Origin of the sequence: Sphingomonas sp. CARO-RG-8B-R24-01, from assembly GCF_022662295.1 — a bacterium.
In the GTDB taxonomy this organism is placed as follows: Bacteria; Pseudomonadota; Alphaproteobacteria; order Sphingomonadales; family Sphingomonadaceae; genus Sphingomonas.
In genome coordinates, this window is the sequence record NZ_JAKNQI010000003.1 from 34,118 (window position 1) to 56,540 (window position 22,423).

General features: G+C 65.8%; 19 protein-coding genes and 1 tRNA gene. 9 read left to right on the forward strand and 11 right to left on the reverse strand.

The window, feature by feature from the left end:
- Window positions 1-9: 9 nt before the first annotated feature.
- Window positions 10-1,341, forward strand: coding sequence for a dihydroorotase (locus L8G49_RS08065; protein ID WP_242183909.1), 1,332 nt, complete (start codon window positions 10-12; stop codon window positions 1,339-1,341).
- 45 nt (window positions 1,342-1,386) lie between these two features.
- Here the strand turns inward: L8G49_RS08065 and L8G49_RS08070 are convergent, their stop codons facing one another.
- From L8G49_RS08070 to L8G49_RS08085, 4 genes are all read right to left on the reverse strand, one after another.
- Entirely contained in the window at window positions 1,387-1,674 is a 288-nt protein-coding gene (locus tag L8G49_RS08070) for a CsbD family protein (RefSeq protein ID WP_242139880.1), read from the reverse strand.
- 94 nt (window positions 1,675-1,768) lie between these two features.
- Complete coding sequence (locus L8G49_RS08075; RefSeq protein WP_242139879.1) at window positions 1,769-1,921, reverse strand: hypothetical protein; 153 nt, start codon at window positions 1,919-1,921, stop codon at window positions 1,769-1,771.
- The gene (locus L8G49_RS08080) at window positions 1,918-2,316 is read right to left on the reverse strand and encodes a DoxX family protein (RefSeq protein ID WP_242139928.1); all 399 of its coding nucleotides are present in this window, start codon (window positions 2,314-2,316) and stop codon (window positions 1,918-1,920) included. Before L8G49_RS08080 ends, L8G49_RS08075 begins: the two co-directional genes overlap by 4 nt.
- Window positions 2,317-2,347: 31 nt before the next feature.
- On the reverse strand, window positions 2,348-3,229 hold the full coding sequence (locus L8G49_RS08085; RefSeq protein WP_242139878.1) for a DUF1134 domain-containing protein: 882 nt from the start codon (window positions 3,227-3,229) through the stop codon (window positions 2,348-2,350).
- Window positions 3,230-3,381: 152 nt separating this feature from the next.
- Here L8G49_RS08085 and L8G49_RS08090 point away from each other — a divergent pair.
- Both L8G49_RS08090 and L8G49_RS08095 read left to right on the forward strand, forming a co-directional pair.
- Window positions 3,382-3,471: transfer RNA gene (locus L8G49_RS08090), tRNA-Ser, on the forward strand.
- A 309-nt stretch (window positions 3,472-3,780) separates the two neighbouring features.
- Window positions 3,781-4,686, forward strand: a complete 906-nt coding sequence (locus L8G49_RS08095) for a protein-L-isoaspartate(D-aspartate) O-methyltransferase (RefSeq protein ID WP_242183912.1) — start codon at window positions 3,781-3,783, stop codon at window positions 4,684-4,686.
- Window positions 4,687-4,737: 51 nt separating this feature from the next.
- Here L8G49_RS08095 and L8G49_RS08100 read toward each other — a convergent pair whose 3' ends face one another.
- The 6 genes from L8G49_RS08100 to L8G49_RS08125 all read right to left on the reverse strand — a co-directional run bounded on the left by L8G49_RS08100 (window position 4,738) and on the right by L8G49_RS08125 (window position 15,081).
- Window positions 4,738-6,855 carry a phospholipase C, phosphocholine-specific gene (locus tag L8G49_RS08100; RefSeq protein WP_242183926.1) on the reverse strand — a complete coding sequence of 706 codons (2,118 nt, stop codon included), beginning with the start codon at window positions 6,853-6,855 and terminating at the stop codon, window positions 4,738-4,740.
- An 82-nt stretch (window positions 6,856-6,937) separates the two neighbouring features.
- Window positions 6,938-8,263, reverse strand: coding sequence for a DUF5690 family protein (locus L8G49_RS08105; RefSeq protein WP_242183927.1), 1,326 nt, complete (start codon window positions 8,261-8,263; stop codon window positions 6,938-6,940).
- Entirely contained in the window at window positions 8,260-9,072 is an 813-nt protein-coding gene (gene phnX, locus L8G49_RS08110) for a phosphonoacetaldehyde hydrolase (RefSeq protein ID WP_242183929.1), read from the reverse strand. Before phnX ends, L8G49_RS08105 begins: the two co-directional genes overlap by 4 nt.
- Window positions 9,069-10,196: a TIGR03364 family FAD-dependent oxidoreductase gene (locus L8G49_RS08115; protein ID WP_242183931.1), complete on the reverse strand. Its 1,128-nt coding sequence runs from the start codon at window positions 10,194-10,196 to the stop codon at window positions 9,069-9,071. Before L8G49_RS08115 ends, phnX begins: the two co-directional genes overlap by 4 nt.
- A gap of 91 nt (window positions 10,197-10,287) precedes the next feature.
- Entirely contained in the window at window positions 10,288-12,306 is a 2,019-nt protein-coding gene (locus L8G49_RS08120) for a sulfotransferase (RefSeq protein WP_242183953.1), read from the reverse strand.
- Window positions 12,307-12,396: 90 nt separating this feature from the next.
- Window positions 12,397-15,081, reverse strand: a complete 2,685-nt coding sequence (locus tag L8G49_RS08125) for a TonB-dependent receptor (RefSeq protein ID WP_242183955.1) — start codon at window positions 15,079-15,081, stop codon at window positions 12,397-12,399.
- Between the two features lie 224 nt (window positions 15,082-15,305).
- Between L8G49_RS08125 and L8G49_RS08130 the strand changes: the two genes are divergently transcribed.
- From L8G49_RS08130 to L8G49_RS08155, 6 genes are all read left to right on the forward strand, one after another.
- Window positions 15,306-16,190, forward strand: a complete 885-nt coding sequence (locus L8G49_RS08130) for a LysR substrate-binding domain-containing protein (protein ID WP_242183957.1) — start codon at window positions 15,306-15,308, stop codon at window positions 16,188-16,190.
- A 146-nt stretch (window positions 16,191-16,336) separates the two neighbouring features.
- A complete protein-coding gene (locus L8G49_RS08135) occupies window positions 16,337-16,474 on the forward strand; it encodes a hypothetical protein (RefSeq protein WP_242183959.1) in 138 nt (45 codons plus the stop codon).
- A 6-nt stretch (window positions 16,475-16,480) separates the two neighbouring features.
- Window positions 16,481-18,046 (forward strand): PAS domain-containing sensor histidine kinase, encoded by a 1,566-nt coding sequence (locus L8G49_RS08140; RefSeq protein ID WP_242183975.1) that lies wholly within the window; start codon window positions 16,481-16,483, stop codon window positions 18,044-18,046.
- A gap of 43 nt (window positions 18,047-18,089) precedes the next feature.
- Window positions 18,090-18,578 (forward strand): histidine kinase, encoded by a 489-nt coding sequence (locus L8G49_RS08145; protein WP_242183983.1) that lies wholly within the window; start codon window positions 18,090-18,092, stop codon window positions 18,576-18,578.
- A gap of 183 nt (window positions 18,579-18,761) precedes the next feature.
- Window positions 18,762-19,766, forward strand: coding sequence for a histidine kinase dimerization/phosphoacceptor domain -containing protein (locus L8G49_RS08150; protein ID WP_242183987.1), 1,005 nt, complete (start codon window positions 18,762-18,764; stop codon window positions 19,764-19,766).
- 67 nt (window positions 19,767-19,833) lie between these two features.
- Complete coding sequence (locus tag L8G49_RS08155) at window positions 19,834-21,645, forward strand: DUF885 domain-containing protein (protein ID WP_242183989.1); 1,812 nt, start codon at window positions 19,834-19,836, stop codon at window positions 21,643-21,645.
- Window positions 21,646-21,678: 33 nt separating this feature from the next.
- Here the strand turns inward: L8G49_RS08155 and L8G49_RS08160 are convergent, their stop codons facing one another.
- The gene (locus tag L8G49_RS08160) at window positions 21,679-22,305 is read right to left on the reverse strand and encodes a LuxR C-terminal-related transcriptional regulator (RefSeq protein WP_242183996.1); all 627 of its coding nucleotides are present in this window, start codon (window positions 22,303-22,305) and stop codon (window positions 21,679-21,681) included.
- Window positions 22,306-22,423: the final 118 nt, after the last annotated feature.

Below are 22,423 nucleotides of genomic sequence, written 5' to 3' on the forward strand. Positions count from 1 at the left end.
GAGGCGGTGATGGCAGCGTACGATCTGATCCTGAAGAATGGCACGGTGCATTTACCGAGTGGCCCGGCGCAAATCGACGTCGGCGTGATCGGCGGCCGCATTGCGGCGCTCGGCGCGCTTGGGGCGGACGATGCCGGCGAAACGATCGATTGCACCGGTCTGGACGTCTTGCCGGGTGTCATCGACACGCAGGTCCATTTCCGTGAACCCGGTCTGGTTCACAAGGAGGATCTGGAAAGCGGCGCGCGGGCGGCGGTGCTGGGCGGGGTCACGGCGGTGTTCGAAATGCCCAACACCAAGCCCAATACCGATTCGGCGGATGCGATCGCGGACAAGCTTGCGCGCGCGCATCATCGCATGTGGTGCGACCACGCCTTCTACGTCGGTGCCACCAACCACAATGCCGCTGATCTGGCCGAGCTGGAACGTCTGCCGGGAACGGCGGGCGTCAAGATCTTCATGGGGGCGTCGACGGGCGACCTGCTCGTTTCGGAAGACGCGCGGCTCGCCGAGGTACTGGCATCCGGCCATCGCCGGGTCGCGATCCATGCCGAGGACGAGGCCCGGATGAACGCGCGCACAGGCGAGCGTATCGCGGGCGACGCCTCGTCGCATCCGGTATGGCGGGATGACGAAAGCGCGTTGTTGGCGACCCGGCGGATTCTCGGACTGGCGCGCGCCGCGCGGCGTCGGATCCATGTCCTGCACGTCACCACCCCGGCCGAACTGGCCTTGCTCGGCCAGAACAAGGACATCGCCAGTTGCGAGGTGACTCCGCAGCACCTTACCCTCGCGGGGGAGGAAGCCTACCCGAGGCTCGGGACGCTGGCGCAGATGAACCCGCCGATCCGTTCGGGCGAGAATCGCGATGGCTTGTGGCATTGGCTGCAGCAGGGTGTCGTGGATATCCTCGGGTCGGACCATGCGCCGCATACGCTCGAGGAAAAGTCCAAGCCTTATCCCGACAGTCCCAGCGGGATGCCGGGGGTGCAGACGTTGTTGCCCTTGATGCTGAACCATGTCGCCGAAGGGCGCACCACCCTGCAGCGCGTGATCGACCTGACGAGTGCCGGGCCGCAACGCGTGTTCGGTCTGTCCGGCAAGGGGCGGATCGCGGTCGGCTATGACGCCGATTTCTCGGTGGTCGATCTGAAGGCGCGCTGGACGATCGAGCAGGATTGGCTCGCATCGCGCTGTGGCTGGTCGCCGTTCACGGGAATGACGGTTACCGGCAAGCCGCTTGGCACGATCGTGCGGGGCCACCGGGTCATGTGGGACGGAACGCTCGCCGATACGGCGATCGGCGAGCCGATCCGGTTCGAAGCGATCGATTTCGGGTGATCGCGACGGGCGGGTGGACCGGCTGACCGGTCCACCCGATCGTTGTTACTTCTTGCCGCGCAGCGTGTTGATCAGCGCGAGGCCGATCGTGCCGACCAGGGCGGCAGTCGCCCACGGCTTGGCCCGCGCGAAATCGCGCGCCTGCTGAACGAGCGGCCCCGGGCCGGCTGCGATGGCATCCTGGACGCCGCCGATCGCCTTGTTGACGCCGCCGGTCACCTGGTCCGCGATGCCGTCGCCCTGAAGCTTCGAGCTGCCGGTCAAATTGCCTGCGGCTTCCTTGATCGAACCGGTGACATTCTGGGCTTCGCCCTTGAGGGTGTTCTCGTTCATCGCTGGGATCCTTTCATACACGGCCATACCGTCAGGGCATGGTTCGGAAGCGCAACGGTTGAAACGCGCGCTGGTGCCATTGAAAAAGGCATGTCTATTTGTCGGTGAACCGTTTGACCTTGACGGGAAGGTCCTTGCCCTTGGTGCGGCGGGAAGGAACCTGGACCGGATGCTTCTTCTTCCATTGCGCAAACGTCATCGGCCCGTCGGGCGTGTCGATCAGGATCTCGTCGGTGGGTTCGGTCATGCGCGCGTCTTTCCGGCGTTGAAGGGCCAGTCGATGACACGTCCGGCGAACAGCGCCCACCAGACGATCACAGGCTGAAACGCAAGACGCGGAATATGGTACCACAGACCGAGGCCACCGGTGCCATGGGCGACATAATCCGCCGCGTGCTTGATGTTGGCGGGATAGACGCAGACGGCATAGGCCGCGAGCAGCGCACCTGCCCACCACCGCAGCCGCGGTACGAACAAGCCGATCGCGCCCGCGATCTCGCAACATCCGGTCGCCAGGATGACCTCAGGCGCAAACGGGACCCATTTCGGGGTAATCCCCAGAAACGGTCCCGGCACGATGACGTGCAGGATCCCCGCAGCGAGATAGATCACGCTCAGGACCGCGCGCAGCACCGGCCGCATCACGGGAGCGACGCCGGTCTGCGCCACGGGATCAGAACGGGAACCACTTCGAGGTCTTGTTGAACTTCATATAGCCGAGATTGACCCCCTGCCGCCAGCCGACCCCCAGACGAATCGGGATCAGCACGGTGTTGCCGCGCCGCAGATAGCTCGCCGCGAATCCACCGACGAAATAGACCCGTCCCTCGGCCGCCGGAAAGCGATGGAACAGCTCGGCCGAATCATAGAGATTGTAGACGAGCACGAACACCTTGTTGGCATCGCCGCCAAGATCGAAGCCGATCGACGGTCCGGTCCAATAGACGGGCTGCTCTCCCTCGACCTTGTGGAACATCGTTCCCTTGCCATACCGCAGCCCGACGACGACGGCGCCCGACGCTTCACGCCCGGAGATATAGGCATTTGGCTCGCCTTGCTCCTTCAACGTGCGCTCGAGGATGCCGGCCAGCCCGGAGGCGCCTTTCCCGAACGTGCCCTCGGCCGCGGCGAGCAACTCGCCTTGCTGGAAGGTCTGGCTCTGCGCCGCCGAGGCATCGGCGCCTGCTCGAGCGCCATCCTGTGCCGCAACGTCGACGGGATTCTGCTGCTGCGCCGGGGCGCCGTTGGCAGGGGGGTCTGGATAGCGCGGGGAAGGCGTGGGCGTAGCCGTGTCCTGCGGATAGGCGTTTTGAGGATAGGGCGGTGGCGCATCCGCGTTTGCCGGATAGGCATTTTGCGGCGCGCCGGTTTGTTGTGACGCCCGCGGGGACGGGCTGGGTGCCCTCGGTGCGGCCTGCGATGGCGCAAGGTCCGAATCGATGCCCTGGTTCGGATCGATCGTCCTAACCTGTGCGCCGAGTGGCGCCGCCGCGAGCGCAAGCGCGAGGATGGTTCCGACCGTCGGAACCGCAAACCAACCCACCCGCATCGTCATTCTCCCCAACTGCATCTCCGATCCTAGCGCGGCATCACATGACGCGACAATGAACACCGCGCCAGCCCGAGTCGATTTCACGTCGGACGACCGCTAAACGCGCTGTTGATCACAGCGAAGAGCGCGGCTATAGAGCCACCTCGCCGTGACCTGGAGACGTGGGTGAGTGGCTGAAACCAACGCTTTGCTAAAGCGTCGTACGGGAAACCGTACCGAGAGTTCGAATCTCTCCGTCTCCGCCACCGGCCGCGCAAGGGTGTGATCGAGTTGTCCGCTTGGCAACGAAACGCCCGGTTCCGCGATGATCGCGCCAGCAGGGCATCATGCCGATCGTACGGATCGATCTTCAGCGTGATGCGGCTGCCAGAGCGCGCCACGACGCTCGTACATCGCGGGGGGTGCCGCCGCGCCGGAATTGGCGGCTGAGCCGTCGGAAGCTGGATTGCCACGGCCATTGCACCAAGATTCGGGAGTGGTGATCGGCACGGTCAGGACGAAGCCGTATCACCAGCCTCCTTGACGCGCCGTGTCCCGTCATCAAGGAATATGGCATGCCAGATTTCAACGCCTTGGTTGCAGCCTGCCTTCTGACGGCCGTGCCCGGCGCTTCCATCGCGCAACGCGGGGGCGCGGCCGATGCGCCGGCTAACAAGGCGCTGATTGCGGATGCCAGGCCACGTGGCGCCGAGCAGGCCAATGTGTGGATACCCCTGGACGTCATAACGCTCGGCACCGAGGCCGAACGGCGGCGTGCCATGTTGGCGCGGATCAGGACCGAGGTCGAAAAGCGCCATTCGACGATCGATCTGGCGGGGCTCGACCAGGTCCTGGCGACGATGAACGCGATTCCGCGCGAGCGTTTCGTCGACAAGCCGCACAGGAAGGCCGCCTATGTGCCCGCCTCGCTCGACATCGGCTTCGGACAGACCATCTCCGATGCCTATATCGTCGCGATCATGACCGTTGCCGCGAAGCTGACGCCCGATGCAAACGTGCTCGATATCGGGACGGGCTCGGGCTACCAGGCCGCGCTATTGAGCCGTCTGGCGCGCACGGTGACATCGGTGGAAATCGTGCCGCAACTGACCAGGCAAGCCCGTACGCGGCTGCAGCGGCTCGGCTACGGCAATGTCGCCGTCCGGCAAGGCGACGGGTTTGAAGGATGGGTGCCGAGCGCCCCGTTCGATGTGATCGTCGTGGCCGCCGGAACCAAGACCGTACCGAAGGCGCTGGTCGACCAGCTCAAGGTCGGTGGTCGGCTGATCATTCCGGTCGGCCCCACCGCGCTCGAAGAAGAACTGCTGGTGCTGACGAAGCTGCCGGACGCGCTGGACGAATGTTCGTTGGGACCCGCGACCTTCGTCCCGATGACGGGTCGGGTGCGCGCGCTCGACCCGGCGAAGGCTGCCGCGCCACGATCGAACGTGCGCCTGTGTTTCGGCGCGGCGGTCACGTGATGGGGGCGGCGTCGTCCAGGCGGGACTTCTGCGGATCGATGGCCGCCCGCATCAGCGCTTGAGCAGGCTTTCCGCGGTTTCGAACGCAACGGGCGCCGGGCCGAACGCGGCAGGATCGGAATAGCTGGCGCGGCCATTCTCGACATGCCCGGCGAGCCGCACGACCTGGCCGTCGGCGCGTATCCTCAGATCGTACCAACCATGGCTATGCGCGAGATCCAGCGCCAGCGTCGCGGTGCCCCCCGGGGCCAGCGTACAGTGGCGCGGCGCGGCACCATAAGCGAGGTCCGTGATCGTCAGTTCGGCCGAACGCGCCGCAAGATTGCGCAGCTGCAACCGTCCCGCGCGATCGAGCATCGGACTGAAGCAGACCGCGTGCGCGGTGAAACGTCGATGGAAGCCGTTTGGCGCGAGGACGAAGAGGTCGTGGCGTCCGGTGGCATCTGGCACCACGTCGCAGATCAGCGACCGTCCGGCGCCGACGGTGTAGCGCCGCGGGACCGCCTCCAGCGCAAGCGCATCGTAGACATGGAATACGGCGGCCTGGGCGGTGCCGGGATTGTCGAGCCGCAACGCCAGTCCCGTGTCGTTCCGCTCGAGGATGGCGGCGAGTCGATACTGCGTCGCGCGACGCCGCCGCACGCCCTTTTCCTGGCGTGGCGCGATCAGTGTCGCGGGCGGATCGGGCCGGGCGAGGGGCAGCCCGCTCGCGCGTTTGGCCAACGCGGCGGTGGCGGGCAGCGTGGGGAAGAATGGCTGGGCGTTGGGTGTCTCGAAATCGAAGCAGCTGGTGAGATCGCCGCACACGGCCCGCCGCCATGCACTGATATTGGGCTCGTGGACACCGAAGCGGGTTTCGAGAAAGCGGATGACGCTCGTGTGATCGAACACGTCGGAGGCGACATAGCCGCCGCGGCTCCACGGCGAAATCGCGTAGAGCGGGACGCGCATGCCGAGACCGTAGGCACGGTGCAGATACGGTGCGTCGGCGGTGCCTTGGGCGTGGATATGATAGTCGTCGTCGACCGGGATCGTCGTCCCGCCGATCATCCGCGTCGGATCGCCCGGGTCGCGCGCCGGTGGGGCGGGTGGCGGGACGTGGTCGAACAGCCCGTCGTTTTCGTCGAAGTTGAGGATGAAGACGGTCCGTGCCCACACCTTGGGGTTGCTTGTCAGCGCATCGAGCACGCGCGCGGTATAATCGGCGCCTTGCAGCGGCGACGATGGCGTTGGGTGCTCCGAATACGCGGCGGGAGCGATGATCCATGACACCGACGGCAGCGTGCCCGCGACGACATCGGCCTTCAGCAGGTCGAGATCCCGCGTCGTCAGCGTGCGGCGGAACAGGTCTGCCTCGGGGCCGGACGTGGCCGCCCGTGCCGCCCGATAGCGCCGGAAACCCGCCAGCGGGTTGTCGGTGAAATTGTCGGCCATGTCCTGGTAGATCTGGAAGCCGACCCCGGCCGCCAGCAGCCGCTCGGGATAGGTCGTCCAGGTATAGCCGCCGTGACCGTGCGGATCCGCGAACGAATCATAACTGTTGTCGATCACCGGCCCATGGCCCTTGCCCGCCGGGTCATTGGTACCGGTCCAGAGGAACAGCCGGTTGGGGTTCGTCCCCATGTGCGTTGCGGCGTGATAAGCGTCGCACAGCGTGAAGGCTTCGGCGAGCGCATATTGGAACGGCAGGTCGGCCCGGGTGAAATAGCCCATCGCATGATTGTGCTTGGCCTTGGTCCAGGCCCCCATCCGGCCATTGTCCCACGCCGCCTGGCTGTCGGGGAAGGTGTGCGGCGTCCCGTCGTGCCGGACCAGCGCGAAATCCTCGTGGGTGTCGAAGTGGAACGGAGCGATCACGCCGGGCACGCCATCCCGTTCGTTCGGCTGGACGAAGACGGTGCCGTCGGATCGATCGCCATGATCGGGCACCGGAATCGCGAAGCGATCGCCAAACCCGCGCACGCCGTTGAGTGCGCCGAAATAGTGGTCGAACGCGCGGTTCTCCTGGGTCAGGATCACGACATGGTCGACATCCATGATCGTCCCGCTGCGCCGGTCGGCTGGAATTTCCAGCGCGCGTGCGATCGCGGGCATGAACGCCGCCGCGGCGCCGCCGGATGCGAGCATCGCGCGGAGAACGGCGCGCCGGTCATAATCGGGAGAGGACATCGCTGAGCTCCTGTCGAACCGGTCGAATCGTCGGCGACCTACCCGCGCCCCGGCGGGATCGCGTCACAAATCCTGTCGCGCCTCACGTCGTCGCCGTCGCCTCGAACCAGGACGGACGATCGCCGTCGGTGCGCAGCACGGCGCGGAAACGTCGGATCGCCCACGCCGTCGCGACGAGCCCTATTGCGCATGTGGCATAACATATGTCGCACAGGAAGCCGCTCCAGTTAAGCGACACATGCCCGAAGCTGCGCAGCAGCAACAGCGCGACGCTGCCACAATAGCCGCTTGCGTCGGCCACATAGATCAGGAAGCCGGCATTGCCGGCGAACGCCGTCGCCGCCATGAGCCGGTCGAACAGCAGCGCATTGAACGGCGTATAGGCGAGGTACAATCCGGCGCCGATCGCGACCATCCACCACACCGGTCCGATCCACCCGAGCTGGAACGCCGCCGTGGCGATGCCGAGTGTCGCCAGGCCGATCGCGATGAGCCGCAGGTTCCACAGCACCGCATTGGCATTGTCGCGCACCAGCATCAGCAGGCCGAGGGCACCCAGCACAATGACCGCGACGGGCACTTCGGACCAGGTGAAGATGCTGGCCTCGCCACCGAAGCCCAGCTCTCCCCAGATCTCGGCGGCAAAATTGTCGCGAAAATCGCGCAACGCGGTCAGCAGCACATAAATGGCGATCAAGGCGATCAGGGCCGGCGCATGCGCCGCGAACAGCGCTGCGCGCTGCGTGGCGTTCATCGGCGTGCGCGGACGGCGTTCGGCTTCGTCGGCGGCATCGGGGGGCGGCAATTGCACCAAGGCCCAAACCGCCGCCAGCAGGAGCGGCGTGAACAGCAGACCGGTCGTCGCCGGCATCCAGCGCTCGGTCGCCCAGGCGTTCTGCAGAACGGTCTCGCCGACCGACTTGACCACGCCGGAGGCCAGGATGAAAGTCGCGCACAGCATCGCACCGAGCACTTCGGTCAATCGACGGCCCTCCAGGAAGCCGAACACCAACCCCCAGATCATCCCCAACGCAAGCCCGTTGAGGAACAGCCCGGCAACCGCCAGCACCGGCGGCAGGACGGCGAAGCCGACCAGGGCAAGTTCGGACAGGCCGATCAACAGCAGGATCGCCACGCCGCGCCGCGCCGGTGGCATTTCGGAGACGATTTTGATGCCCAGGATCTTGGACAACGCATAGCCTGCGACCTGCGCGATGACGATCATGACCTTGAAGTCGATCGCGAACGGCCATCCGGGGACGTGTACGTAGCTGGCCGATGTGAACGGTTTGCGAAACGCGTACATCGCGAAATAAGCGGCGAACGCCGCGCCGCCGCCATAGAGCGCGAACAGCGCGGGCGGAGCGGTGCGGAGCCAGCGCGTGACGATGCTGTCGCCGCGGGTCATGCCATCGGCCGTTCGCCTGCGGTGATCCGCGCGGCGATGGTTTCGAGCACCGGCCAGAGATCGGCAACGCTATCGATCACATAATCGGCACCGGCGGCGCGAAGCTCGGCGGCGGCGGCGCTGACGCGGCGCGTGCGTTCGTCGGCCGGGAGCGCCTGCAGCGCGGCATAGTCGAGCCCGACGCCATTGCCGGACGCGGCGAGCCCGACGGTCCACGCGCCGGCGGCTTTGCCCTCTCCGATCCCGACCGTCGCGTCATCGACCTTGACGCACGACCAGGCCGGCCACACGCCGAGCTCGACCAGTGCCTTCCACAGCATCAGCGGGGACGGTCGCCCTTCGAGCGTCTCGCCCGAGCAGATCACGGCTTCGGGCGCATAGCCTTGTTCGGCGGCGAGCGGCAGGATGTCCGCCATCATCGGCCGGGTGTAACCGGTGCACGAGCCGATGCGGACGCCGCGCGCCCGCAACGTCGCGGCGAGCGCGGCGGCCCCCGGAATGAGCGCGGCGCAATCCCTGGCGGCGCTGCGCATCAGCGGCTCGACCGCATCATGCAGCCGGGCGACGTCGTCCTCGCTGGAGGCTCGGTCGTGCGCCGCTTGCCACGCCACGGCGATGCGCGGCGCGGCGAGGATCGCGCGGATGTGATCCCGCTTGGCGCGTCCCATGTCGGCGCGGGCCTCGGCTTCGGAAATCGCCACCCCGGCCCCGTCGAATACGCGCTGCAGCGCCACGACCGGCGCGCGGCAGCCGTGGTCGATCATCGTGCCGGCCCAATCGAGCACGACGGCCTTGACGGGAAAGGTCATGCGTTCGCTTTCTGCGGGAGAAGATCGGCGATGACGTCTTCCGCCAGACCGAAGCTGGTCGAGGCGCCGGTGCCGCTGGTCACGACCACCAGGCGTACGCCCGCCGCGGGCGTGGTGACGATGCTGTGCGTGGCGGCGGAGGCATAGGTGCCGGTCCAGCGTTCGAGCACCGGCGGCACGGCGCCGAACACCGCGCGGAATTCGTCGAGGATGAGGCGGTCGACCGCTTCGCTTGAGAACGGGTCGGGCGTCTTGCCGTAATGATGGCTGTCGCCGACGACCAGGCTGCCGTCGGCACTTTGCGCAACGATCAGGTGGACGCCATTGGCCAGTTGCGCGGGCTGCTCGCTTTCGAGCCGCTTTCGCAACGGGCGCGCGGCGGGCAGCGCTGCATAGCCGAGATAGCGCGTAAGCCCGAGGTCGGACATGATCGTCGCGGGCAGCCGATAGCCGGGCGCGGCAAGCCGCAGCATCTGCAGCTTGGAGCGGGTCACGCCGGCCAGGGCGTCGGGGAACAGCGTTGCCAGGTCGTCGCCCGGGCACACCACGATCGCGCGCGCGCGGATCTCGCCCGCAGCGGTGGTGAGGCAGCCGGTGTCGACACCCTGTACGGCGACGCCCCGTCGAAACGAGACCCCGTGGGCGGTTTCGAGCCAGGCGGCGAGGGCAGGGATGGCGGTGCGGGATTCGACCCGCAGTTCGACGTCGCTTTCGAGCGCGCCTTCGAGCTGTACCGGCCGGATCCCGCCGAGGCGCGTGCGCGCGGCGGCATGGTCGAGCCAGCGGCACCCCGCGGCCATGTCGGTATCGAGAAACGCTTCGCACACCAGGCGCGCTTCCGGGCGCTGCGCGACGAGCAGCAGTCCGCGTTGCTCGATCGCGATCCCCGCCGGACCCGCCACTTCGGCCCAGACGTCGCGGGACCGACGCGCGCGCCGCCACACGTCGCCCTGCTCCTGGCCGGTCACCGTGACGAAGCCGAAATTGCGGATCGACGCACCGTTTGCCTGAGCGTCGCGGTCGACCACCACCACCTTCTGGCCAAGCCGCGCGGCGGCCAGCGCATGTGCCAAGCCAACGATGCCGGCGCCGACAACGGCAAGATCGAACGATTCGGGTGGCACGGCAGTCTCCTTGCTGCGTGCCGCCTTGGCCGTGCCGGTTCGGCGGGGCCAAGGCTTTGACTGAATGCTGCCTATAGGCGCGACCTATGGCTCAGCTGCGGTAACGCGTCACGGCATCACCCAGCGCCGCTTCCAGATCCTGGAGCCACGGCGCATACCGTTTCCACTGGTCGAGCCCATCGCGGAAGATCGGCTGGCGCACCTGTTCCGAGCTCGGCGTGCGGACGCTGCGGCGGTTCTCGTGGAAGGCAAGACAGGCCGGTTCGAAGTCGAGCCCGCAAAAGTCCAGGATCGTCCGTACGCTGTGCTCGAGATCGTCGACGACATCCTCGTGCTGGACGCGCAGCACCTGGCCGGGCAGCGCCACGTCCCAATGCGCCATCAGATCGAGATAGGTGCGATAATAACGCGCGATATCGTCGCTGCTGTACGAGAATTCCTGCCCTTGCGCGAACAGCTGCTTCAGGTTGCTGAAGCAGCACGCCATCGGGTCGCGCCGCGCGTCGATGATCCGGGCGTTGGGCAGGATCAGCTTGATCAGCCCGACGTGGCGGAAGTTGTTGGGCATCTTGTCGATGAAGAACGGTCGGTCGCTGGTGCGATAGATGCGCGTTTCGTCGAGATAGCGCTCGCCCAGGGCAGTCGCCTGCGCGCGCGTGAGATCGGCGAGACAGGCGGGATACAGCGGATGGTCGAGGTCGGGATCGCGCCCCTGAAGTTCCTGAACGATGCGCTGGACGTCGGCGAGTTCCTGTGTCCCCTCGACCTGGCTGTGCGAAGCGAGGATCTGCTCGATCAACGTCGAGCCCGAGCGTGGCAGGCCAAGGATGAGGATCGGGTCGCGCCCGGGGGCGCCCCAGCCCTTGCGTGCGGCGAAGAATGCCGGGGTACAGACCGCAATCTGCTCGCGGGTATTGGTCTCGAGGATTTCGGCGCGGTAGCGGCTGGTCGCGCGTTGCAGTGCATTGCCGCGTTCATAGCATTGCCAGGATGCGGCGATCTCGCCGCGATCCTCCAGCGCCTTGCCGAGCGCGAAGCACAGCTGCACGCGATCGATCGGCGCGGTCGTGGCTCGTGCCTCCTCGTCGCGCATCCGTGCCATCGTGGCAGCGTCGAACCGGAACGTCTTCAGGTTGGCCAGGCTCCAATAGGCATCGCCGAACCCGGGTCGCAGGGCTGCGGCGGCGCGATAGGCGTCGATCGCCGCCGGCAGGTCGCCGATCGTCTTGAGCGCATGGCCGAGCCAGAGGTACACATCGGCTGCCGCCGAAGGGGCAGGATCGTCCGCGAGCATGGCGCGATACAGCGCGATCGCCGCGGCATGATTCCCCAGCCCCACTGAGACGGTGGCGTCGAGCGTGCGATAATCGAAATGACCCGGATCGACCGCCCGCAACCGCGCGATCTCCGCGCGTGCCGCCACGTATTTGTGGCGCCATGCGAGGCATTGCGCATATTCGAAGCGGGCCGCGCGATGCTCGGGCAGCATGGCGACCACGGCCTCGAGCAGCAGTTCGGCATCGTCGTAGACGTTCCGTGCCATGCCGATCTTGGCGAGCAACCGCATCGCCTCCGGATGATCGCCATAGCCGAGCAGAAACGCGCGGATCAGCGATTCGGCCGGCGCTAGGTCGCCGTCGGCGTAAAGCGCCGTGGCGGTGACGATCGGTGGCGGCAGGGCGTGCAAAGCCTCGACGTGTGCGGTGGCGGTGGCGGCCTGCTCGGTATCGCCGACGAGACGAAAGACGCCGGCAAGCATCTTCCAGCTCATCGGCAAGGCCGGGTTGGCGTTCACCGCTGCCAGCAGTGCGTCGATCGCCGCGGGCGCATCCTTGCGCGCGACATGGCACAGTCCGCGCTCCTGATGCAGCAGGCTGAAGGCGGGATGGCGTTCGGCCAGTCGGTCGAGCGTCGCAAGCGACGCCTCGATCTGCCCAAGATGGCGTTGGCTGCTCGCGGCGAGCAGCAGTAGATCGCGATTGTCGGGAAAGTCCGCCAGCAGGCCTTGCAGTTGCGCGAGCGCCGCGGCGTGCTGTCCGGCGCTTTGCACGTCGCGCAGGCGCGCGATTTCCTGTTCGATCGGCAAGGATGCAGACGCCTGTAGGGTCATGGGAAGGGATCCGGCCGAAAGATGCAACGGGCGGCACCGTGAATGCCGCCCGTTACAAAAGCATGACTCAGAGAGGCAGGCTGAAGACGGTCAGAAGTCGACGCCGACCTTCAGCCCATACGTCGTCGGGCGAGTGATCACCTCGGACTTGATGAACTGCGCCGACGAGGTGAACGTGCTCGCCTGGCTGTTGGTCAGGTTCTGGCCGAAGACCGACAGGTTCCAATTGTCGTGACGGAAACCGATCGAAGCGTCGACCAGCGCATATCCCGGTTGACGATAGCGCAGCAGCGTCGTGCCCGGGATCAGCACATTGTCCCCCGACGGATAGGTCGACGGCTGATTGTAGGTAACGCCGGTATAGCCCACGCCGGCCGAGACGAACCAGCCCAGCTGGAGCGGCCCGGTCCATTCGTAGCGGGCCCGCAGATCGGCCTGGACGTGCGGGGCATAGGGCAGGCTGGAGCCGAGCGCGCCGAACGGGCTTTGCACGGTGATCTGCTTGCCGCCGCTGTAATAGCTGGTGATGCACTTGCCGAGCGTCGACGAACCGGGGTTGTTCGAGAGGAAGCAGGGTTGCGTGACCTGTTTGCTGTCGTTGTAGGTCGCGCTGCCCTGGAGCGTCAGGCCGTGGGTCGGGCGGGCGGTGAATTGCAGTTCCGCGCCCTTGACGTGGAAGTTGGCGCCATTGGTGACGAAGCTGGTGTTGCCAAAACCGCCGGCCGGGTTGAAGAAGCCGATCTGCACGTCTTCCCAGACCATGTAATAGGCCGAGAGATTGACCGTGAGCTTGCGGTCGAACAGGTCGGTCTTGATGCCGCCTTCCCAATTCGTCAGGCTGTCGGGCTTGTAGCCGTTTGGCCGGATCAGCTGCGCGACGCCGTTGACGTCGGGCAGGATCAGCTTGGTCGCGCGGTTGAACCCGCCCGGGCGGAAGCCCTGGCTGAACGTCGCGTAGATCAGCGTATGGTCCGATGGCTTCCACGTCAGCGAGCCGCGGCTCTTGAAGCCGTGATAGGTGACGTGATCGTTCGCCGCGTCGATATTGACGTTGCCCGATCCGGCGACGGCGCAGACCTGGACCTGGTAGCAGTTGCCCGCATAGGTCTCATATTGCGACCCGGTTTCGAATTCCTTGTAATGGTAATAGCGCGTGCCGCCGGTCAGCGTCAGGTTGGGCAGGATGTCGAAGTCGACCGAGCCGAACGCCGCGATCTGGTCGTAGCCGCGCTGGGTATCCTCGCCGAACGCGGTGTTGCCGGGCTTGAGCCCGGGCTGGTTGATCGTCGAGCCCGGAACCGGCTGGACCACACCCGAACAGTCGCCGCCCGCGGCGATCAGCGCGGTGGTGCAGGTCGGGATCGTCTTGTAATCGAAGTTCATCACATCCTTGATGCGGAACTCTTCGTAATAGACCCCGCCGATCGCGCGGATGCGCTTGTCGTCGGGGGTGCTGACGCGGAATTCGTGGCTCATGTGCGTGTTGCGCACCGTGTCGTTCCAATAGGACACGGGGCTGTAGCAATAGGGCGCGCCCTTGCCCCAGCCGGTGCCGCCGCCGGTGCACTGATAATACATGCCGCCGCCGGTGCGCGAATAGTTGCTGTAGTCCTGCTGCGTCTCGATGTGGCGCGCCATATAGGCACCGGTGTAGACGAGCTTGAGGTCACCGATCTTGCCGTTCACCGTCCAGGCGGTGTTCCAATATTGGTCCTTGTTGTAGCTGGGCGAGAAGACCGTGGTCTGCAGCGCGGCGAGCTTCTGGAAATCGGAGCCGGTCGGATAGGTCGCGAAGGTGCCATCGGCCTTCATGTCCTGATAGCTTTCGGCGATCAGCACATCCCAGTCGGGCGCGACCTCCCACTTCGCCGACACCCGCCCGCCGATATAGTCGACCGGGTTGAAGTCCTTCTTGGCCAACGCAAAATTATTGTACTGGCCGGCGTTGGACTGTTGCGATGCGGGTAGCGCATGGCCGCCGTTGTTGAAATAGAAGTTGCCGGTGTCCGTATCCGAACGCGTGAAGGTGCTGGCGACGTTGTCGATATAGCCACCACGATGATCGTCGTAGATCACCGCGCGGATCGCCAGCTTGTCCTGGATCACCGGCACGTTGAGCGAAGCGTTGAACGCCGCGTTGGGTGCGCCGCCGACGGTGCCGCCGACACTGCCGTCGATATGGCCCTCGAACCGGTCGAGCCTGGGCTTGTTGGTGATGTAGCGCACGGCGCCCGCTTCGGCGCCGCCGCCGAACAGCGTGCCCTGCGGCCCCTCGAGCACTTCGACGCGCTCCATGTCGGCCATGTAGACATCGGCGTTGCGCGCCGGGAACTGCATCGACTGGTCATCGAGGTACAGGGCGACGTTGGGGAAATAGGCGATCGTTGCCGACGACTGGTTGCCCGCAAAGCCCGAGGAAAGCCCGCGCATGAAGATCGCCCCCGAACCGGGGCCGTTCGAACTGAAGGTGACGTTCGGGGTGTATTTCAGCAAGTCGTTGAAGGTGGTGACGTTCAGCTTGCCGAGCGTATCGCCCGAGAACGCCTGGATGGTCAGCGGTACCTTCTGGATGCTCTCGTTGCGGCGCTGCGCGGTCACGATGATGTCGCCATCGGCCTGTCCGGGCGCGGGCGCGGTGGCATCGTTCGGTGCGGCAGGATCGGTGGCGGGCGCATCCTTCGCGACGGGTGCGGCGCTGGCCGGCGCGGCGGCGGCTTGCGTTGCGCTGCTCAGCACCGCCGCAACGGCGCAGGAAAGGAGATAGCGGGCTTTCATCGTCGGACCCCTTAAAAAAGCCAGCGCCGCTTCGCCGGCGTTTCACCTGGCGTTGCCGTCGCTGCCTCGAGCTGAGTCGATCCCCAGCCCCCCGGCGCCGCTTTGGTCGCATTCGGAGTGTTGCTGCCAAGTCTTTGGATGGATGGAGCGTATAGGCTGGGGCTATCGGAAAGCCGCAAAAACGTCACGTAAGCGTAACGGCCTTGCTCTAGTGCACTATGTTGATGGCCGTGAATCACCAACATTTACGTGCGTTTCACGCAATTGCGCTGGAGGGCGGGGTGTCGCGCGCCGCGCGGCGCCTCAACGTTTCGCAACCAACCTTGTCACAACAGCTCAAGGCGCTCGAGGCGCGCTACGGCGTTATGCTGTTCGAAAGCCGCAAGGTGCCGCTGAGCCTGACGCCGGCCGGGCGCGATCTGCTCGCGCTGACGCACAAGCTGTTCGCCACCGCTTCCGACATCGACGAGATCCTGGGGGAGACCGCGGAGATGACCGGCGGCATGCTGCGGCTCGGGTCGGATAATCCGTATTACGTCGCGAAGATGGTGCAGCTGCTCCGTCGTGACCATCCGCAGACCAAGGTGCAGGTGCGCATGGGCAATGCCCGGGACGTGATGCGCTGGCTGGGGGAAGCGCATGTCGATGCCGCATTGGCGAGCGACCCCCCGGGCGATTCGAACTTCAGCTACGAGCCGTTGGCGAGCGAAACCTTGGCCTGCGCCTTGCCGCGCGATCATGCGCTTGCCGCGTTGGAGAACGTGCCGATCGCGGCGTTTGCCGATGAAACGCTGCTGCTGCGCGAGTCCTCCTCCAAGACGCGCGCCTTCACCGAACGCGCGCTGGTCGACGCCGGGATCGAGCCGCGGGCGACGATCGAACTCCAGACCCGCGAGACGATCCGTGAAGGGATCGCGCTCGGACTGGGAATCAGCGCATTCTTCGAGTCCGAATGTCCCCCCGACGGCCGGATCGTCTATCGCGCGCTGGGAACGGGCGAACGGTCCTACCAACTGCGCAGCTATCTGGTCTGCCAAAGCGATCGCCGGCGCAGCGCGCTGATGCGTGCGCTTCGGTCGACCGTGGCGGAGATGCAAGGCACCGTTTAGGCACCGTCCCGGCGCAGCCTGTCCCGACGGCCACGGTCCCGCAACAGTCCCTGCGGCACGCGGGTCGGGAGGCCGCGTAGATTCCTCCATATCGCGCGTCGCCCGCAGAGCCGATGGAACGCCTGCCACCAGACGGGGATCGACCCATGCCACTACCAACGGATGCGCTTCGTCCGCCTGTCGCGTATCGCACCAGCCATCGGATCGTGATCGCGATCGGCATTCTGTCGCTGCTGAGCGGGACACAGTTGCTGGTCGCTTGCACCCGTCATTTGCTTTACTGAAGGGCGGTGCCGGACCATCCCGCGCAGGCTGCAATTCCGAAGGGCTCGGCGATCATCGGCACGCGATCCATGGCGACCTCCGCCGACGAACTCGCGTTGCTGATCGACGGGGCGACGAATTACGCGATCTACATGCTCGATCCGGATGGGCTGGTCACGATCTGGAACCGCGGCGCCGAACGGATCAAGGGATGGAGCGCGGCGGAAATCGTCGGCCGGCATTTCTCCATGTCCTATCCTGCCGAAGACATCGCCGAAGGGCTTCCGGCGGCCGATCTCCGGCGAGCGCATGCCGAAGGTCGGATCGAGGAAGAAAGCTGGCGCGTCCGCAAGGACGGATCCGAATTCCTTGCGAACGTCACGATCACCGCACTGTACGACGAGCACGGCGCGTTACGCGGGTTCGGCAAGGTGGTGCGCGACATCACCGACCAGAAATCGACCGAACGGGCGATCGCGGGGCGCGAGCGCCTGCTCGCATCGATCCTGGCGACGGTGCCGGACGCCATGGTCGTGATCGACGACCATGGCCGCATCGCGTCGTTCAGCGCGGCGGCGGAACGCCTGTTTGGCTATACCGAGGCCGCGATGATCGGGGCTGACGTGACCTGCCTGATGCAGGAGGCCGACCGTGCGCCGCATGATGCGCATCTGGCCGCGTATCGCGCGACGGGGGTTCGCCATGTCATCGGCACGACGCGGTCCGCGATCGGCCGGCGCAGCAACGGCGAGACCTTCGCGATGGAACTGGCCGTCGGGGAAACTTCGAGCGGCGGACAGCGCATCTTCACCGGTTTCATCCGCGACCTGACCCAGCGCAATCTCGCCGAACGGCAGGTGCAGGACCTCCAGTCCGATCTGATTCATCTTTCGCGGATCAGCGCGATGGGAACGATGGCGTCGACGCTGGCGCACGAACTCAACCAGCCGCTGACCGCCATTGCCAATTATGTCGAGACCACGCGGGACATGCTGCGAGACGCTGGCACGCCGGAACTGGTGATCATCCGCGACGCTTTGACGCTTGCGGCGGCGCAGTCGTTGCGCGCGGGGGATATCGTGCGCCGATTGCGCGCGTTCGTCGCCCATGGCGAGGTCGGTCGCGCACCCGAATCGCTGGTTGCGCTGGTCGAGGACGCCGCAGGCCTCGCGCTGATCGGCGCGCATGAGGCGGGGGTATGCGTCACGATGAACCTGGATACCGCGGCGTTTCGTGTTCAGGTCGACCGGATCCAGATCGAACAGGTGCTGGTCAACCTCATCCGCAATGCCGTGCAGGCGATGCAGGCGTGTGCGTCGCGCGTGCTGACGATTTCCACCCTGAGGGAATCATCGGGAATGGTTCAGGTGACGGTTGCCGATACCGGGCACGGGATTGCCGCCGACATGGTGGACCGCCTGTTCCAGGCGTTCGCCACGACCCGCCAGGAGGGCATGGGACTGGGCCTGTCGATCTGCCGCACGATCGTCGAGGCGCATGGCGGCAGGATCTGGGCGACGGTCAATCCGGGGGGCGGGGCAGCGTTCCACTTCACGCTCGAGTTGGCGGTTGGGGATGGCACGCCGCTCTAGCGAGCGGCTGGCCCATGGCACCGGTCGCGACGCGACGATCCGTATGTCGATCGACGTGCCGCTGCGTCCATTACCTAGAGACGCGCCGATCCCGGGTGTCCAAAGCGAGGTTCGCAACAAGGACCGCGCCATGCCCGCTCATGCCCCACCGAGCCCGGTCGCAATCGCCCTGATCGATGGAAACGCCACCGTCCGTCGTGAACGCCAGTTGATGCTGCGATCGGAGCATTTCGACGTCCGGGCCTATGCAACATGTGCCTCTGCACTGGCCGACGCCGATCTATGCGCCGGAGCTTGCCTGATCGTCGAGGACGCGATGCCGGCCAGCGCGGGCGCGGCGGTCGTGCATGCGATGCGGTCGCGCGGATGGCATGGTACGGCGATTCTGCTGGGGGGCGCCGCGGGTGCCGACACCGGGGTGGGTGCTTCTGCGCGGAATCGGGACGTGCGTCTGCCCGCGGGGCTGCCTGATCGGGCCCTGGTGGATGCCGTCCGCGCCGCTGGCCGGATGCAGGTCGCTGTCTCTCCGTAACGCCGCCCGTGGCCCGCACCCCGCAATCGAAACGATGCGGTAACGACATAAATCCGTGCTACCGCACAACAGCTTACCCGGTGCTCTCGGCCGGACGGCCACTGGTTTACCGACAATTCGTTGCCGGGAATGGCTTTCGCTGCGCGAGCCTCCGTCACTGCTGGAACGCTCATGGAACATGCAATGGCCGGATCGGTTGCCGAGAGTCTCACGCTCGCGGTCATCACATCTTCCAGCACGCCGCTGCTGTTGCTTGACGGGGCGCTGGTGGTTCTGGCGGTCAGCGGCTCCTTCTGTACCGCCTTTTCGCTCGCGCCCGCTACGATCAAGGGACGGCCGATGGCGTCGATGGGGGACGGGGAATGGCGTTTGCCGCAGTTCGGCGCATTGCTCGCGGCAACGGCGTCCGGCTCGGCGCAGGTCGATTCCTATGAGATGGAGCTGCACCGGCCCGGGCAAGACGTCCGCCAGCTGGTCGTCAATGCGCGCAAACTGGCTTATGACGATCCGCAGAACATCCGATTGCTCGTCGCGGTTGCCGATGTCACCGCATCCCGTCAGGCCGAGAAACTGCGCGAGGCGATGATCCATGAAAAGGGGATCCTGCTGCAGGAAGTGCAGCACCGCGTCGCCAACAGCCTGCAGATCATCGCGAGCGTCCTGTTGCAGAGCGCGAAGCGCGTCCAGTCCGATGAAACGCGGACTCACCTCTACGATGCGCACCAGCGCGTGATGTCGGTCGCGGCCGTACAGAAACAGCTCGCGGCGTCGCGGCTCGGCGATGTCGAGCTGAGGACCTATTTCACCGATCTGTGCCGCAGTATCAGCGCTTCGATGATCCGCGACCATGACCAGCTGTCGCTCGCGCTGACCGTAGACGACAGCGTGACGAGCGCGGATGTCTCGGTCAGTCTCGGGCTGATCGTGACCGAACTGATCATCAACGCCCTGAAACATGCCTATCCCGGTCATCGCAAGGGCGTCATCCGTGTCGACTACCGGGCAGAGGGCGGCGGCTGGACGTTGTCGGTCGGCGACGATGGTGTCGGCATGCCGCAGGACAAGGCAAGCAAGCAGGCGGGCCTCGGGACCAGCATCATCGAGGCGCTGTCGCGTCAGCTTGGTGCCATCGTCGCGGTCATGCCCGGCAACCCCGGGACGACGGTCTCGATCATTCGCAAAGCCTGACCGCACGTCGGCAATTGCGAAGTGCCCAGCGCCGCGCAACAGTGGGCCTTTCCCAGGAGAGTGCCCGATGCGTATTGTCTTTGCTGTCATGCTGTTGCCGGCCGTACCGCTGATCCAGGCGAGCGCACCCGTGCCGCACCATGCACCCGAGACGCGGCAACAGGATGCGGCGCTGCTGCAATTTCTCGACCAGGCGTATGATGCGCAGCTGGACCTCAGCCCGGAGTCGCTGACCCAGCTCGGCCTCAAGACACATTACGACCGGCTCGACGATTATACCGATGCTGCCGCGGTGCGGGCCCGCGCGCTGGCCGAGCAGCAGCTCAAGGACCTGCATGCACGGTTCCGGCCGGATCGCCTCGGTGACAGCGCCCGCGTCAGCTATCGCCTGTTCGAATATGAGGTGGCGCGGGGGCGGGAGTCGTTCAAGTTCCGCAAGCTGCGGTTTCCGGTATCGACGAACGGCAGCCCGGCGGGCGATATCCCGGTGTTGCTGATCAACACTCACAAGATCGACACGATCGCCGACGCCCAGGCTTATATCGCGCGGCTGCGGGAGACGGAGCGCGTGATGCGCGAAGTGTCGGCGACGATGCGCGCCCAGGCGGCCGCCGGCATCATCCCCAACAAGGTCAATTTCGCCCCCGCACGGGCCGATGCGCGCGCGGTCATTACCGGCGCGCCGTTCGACAGCGGCCCGGATTCCACGCTGTTCGCCGATTTCCGCAAGAAGGTGGGTGCGCTCGACGCCCCGGCCGCGACCAAGACCGCGTTGCTGGCCGAAGCGCGCGCCGCGCTGACGGGTCCGTTCCGGCGAGGCTATGACACGCTGTTCGCCACGCTCGATGCGATCGAGCCGTTGTCGAAGGGCAATTTCGGCGCGTGGAGCCTCCCGGATGGCGCGGCCTATTATGCCGACCAGCTGAAGAGCTCGACCACCACCACGCTCACTGCCGACCAGATCCATGCGCTCGGCCTGCGCCAGGTCGCGGCGATCCGGCAAGAGATGGAAGGGATCAAGCGCGCGGTCGGGTTCAACGGGACGCTCGAGCAGTTCTTCGACCATATCCGGACCGATCCGCAGTTCAAATATCCGAACACCCAAGCGGGTCGGAACAGCTATCTGCAGGATGCGCGCGGGGTAATCGCATCGGTCATGGAAGTTGCGCCGCGCTACTTCCGCGTGCTGCCCAGGGCGCCGCTCGAAGTGCGCGCGGTCGAGAAATGGCGGGAGGGGACCGCGCCGACCGCCTTCTACAACCCGCCATCGGCCGATGGGGCGCGGCCGGGGATCTATTACGTCAACCTCGTCGACATGAACCAGACGCAGAAGGTTCAGGTCGACGGCATCGCCGCGCACGAGGCCGCCCCTGGCCACCACTTCCAGATCGCGCGCCAGCAGGAACTGACGAACATCCCCAAATTCCGCAAGTTCGGCGGCTATGGCGCGTATACGGAAGGCTGGGGGCTGTATTCGGAACGGCTCGCGGACGAGATGGGGGTCTATAAGGATCCGTATGCGCGCTTCGGCATGCTGTCGCTGCAGGTGTGGCGCGCGATCCGGCTGGTGCTCGATACGGGCATCCATTCCAAGCGCTGGACCCGCGAGCAGGCGATCGCCTATTTCAAGGCGAACAGCTCGGTGTCGGACAAGGACATCGCGCGCGAGGTCGACCGCTATTTCAACTGGCCCGGGCAGGCGACCAGCTACATGGTCGGCGAGCTCAAGATCCAGGCGCTGCGGGCGCGGGCGCAGAAGGAGCTCGGGCCGCGGTTCGACATCCGGGATTTCCACGAGGCGGTGCTGAGCCAGGGCGCGCTGCCGCTCGACGTGCTGGACGAGCAAGTGACGCGCTATATTGCGGCGAAGCGAGGGTAGCGTCGCCCCGTCTCGGGCGAAACCTGCTCCGGCCTATCTGGCAGCCGAGGGTCGGCCGTGCGGGTCAAGGCCGCAGTCGGCCGCGAGATGAACGATTTCAGCAATGCTGCGGACGTTCAGCTTCTGGAGGGCGTGGGCGCGGTGACCTTCGACCGTACGGGGGCTGATTGCCAACGCAGTGGCGATCGCCTTGTTGGTCATGCCGTCGATCAGGGAAGCGACGACGCTGCGTTCCCGCGCGGTCAGCAACGCCATGTGCGCACGCGCCAACTGGCGCTTGCGCGTCTTGCCCGCGGCGGACCCGAGTTGTGCGATCGCGTGATCGAGCGCAGCCGACAGCAAGTCGCTGCGCAGCGGCAGTTCCAGCACTGTCAGCGCCCCGCGATGCATCGCCTCGACCGTTCTTGGCGTGTCGGCCGAGGCGATCATCACGATCACCGGCCAATGAATGTTATCGTCCGCGAGCGCCGCAAGCAGCGCGAGTCCGCCTGTCTGCGGCATTTCCAGATCGATCAGGATCGGAGCGGGCCGAAGGTTTTCGAGCTGCGCTAGAAAATCCGCCGAAAAGGCAAACGGCCATACCGTAAGACCTGCGGGGGCGAGGCGCTTGTGAAGGTCTTGCCGCGCCTTCGTATCCTGCGCAATGACATAGACAAACATGCGCCCTCCGGACTGGTCGAATTCAGAAAATATAAATATTATACTAAATAGTAATGGGTAAGTTCCTCGGCAGTGACCTGAAATATGTTTATGATTCGGTATCTTGTGTAACAAAAGG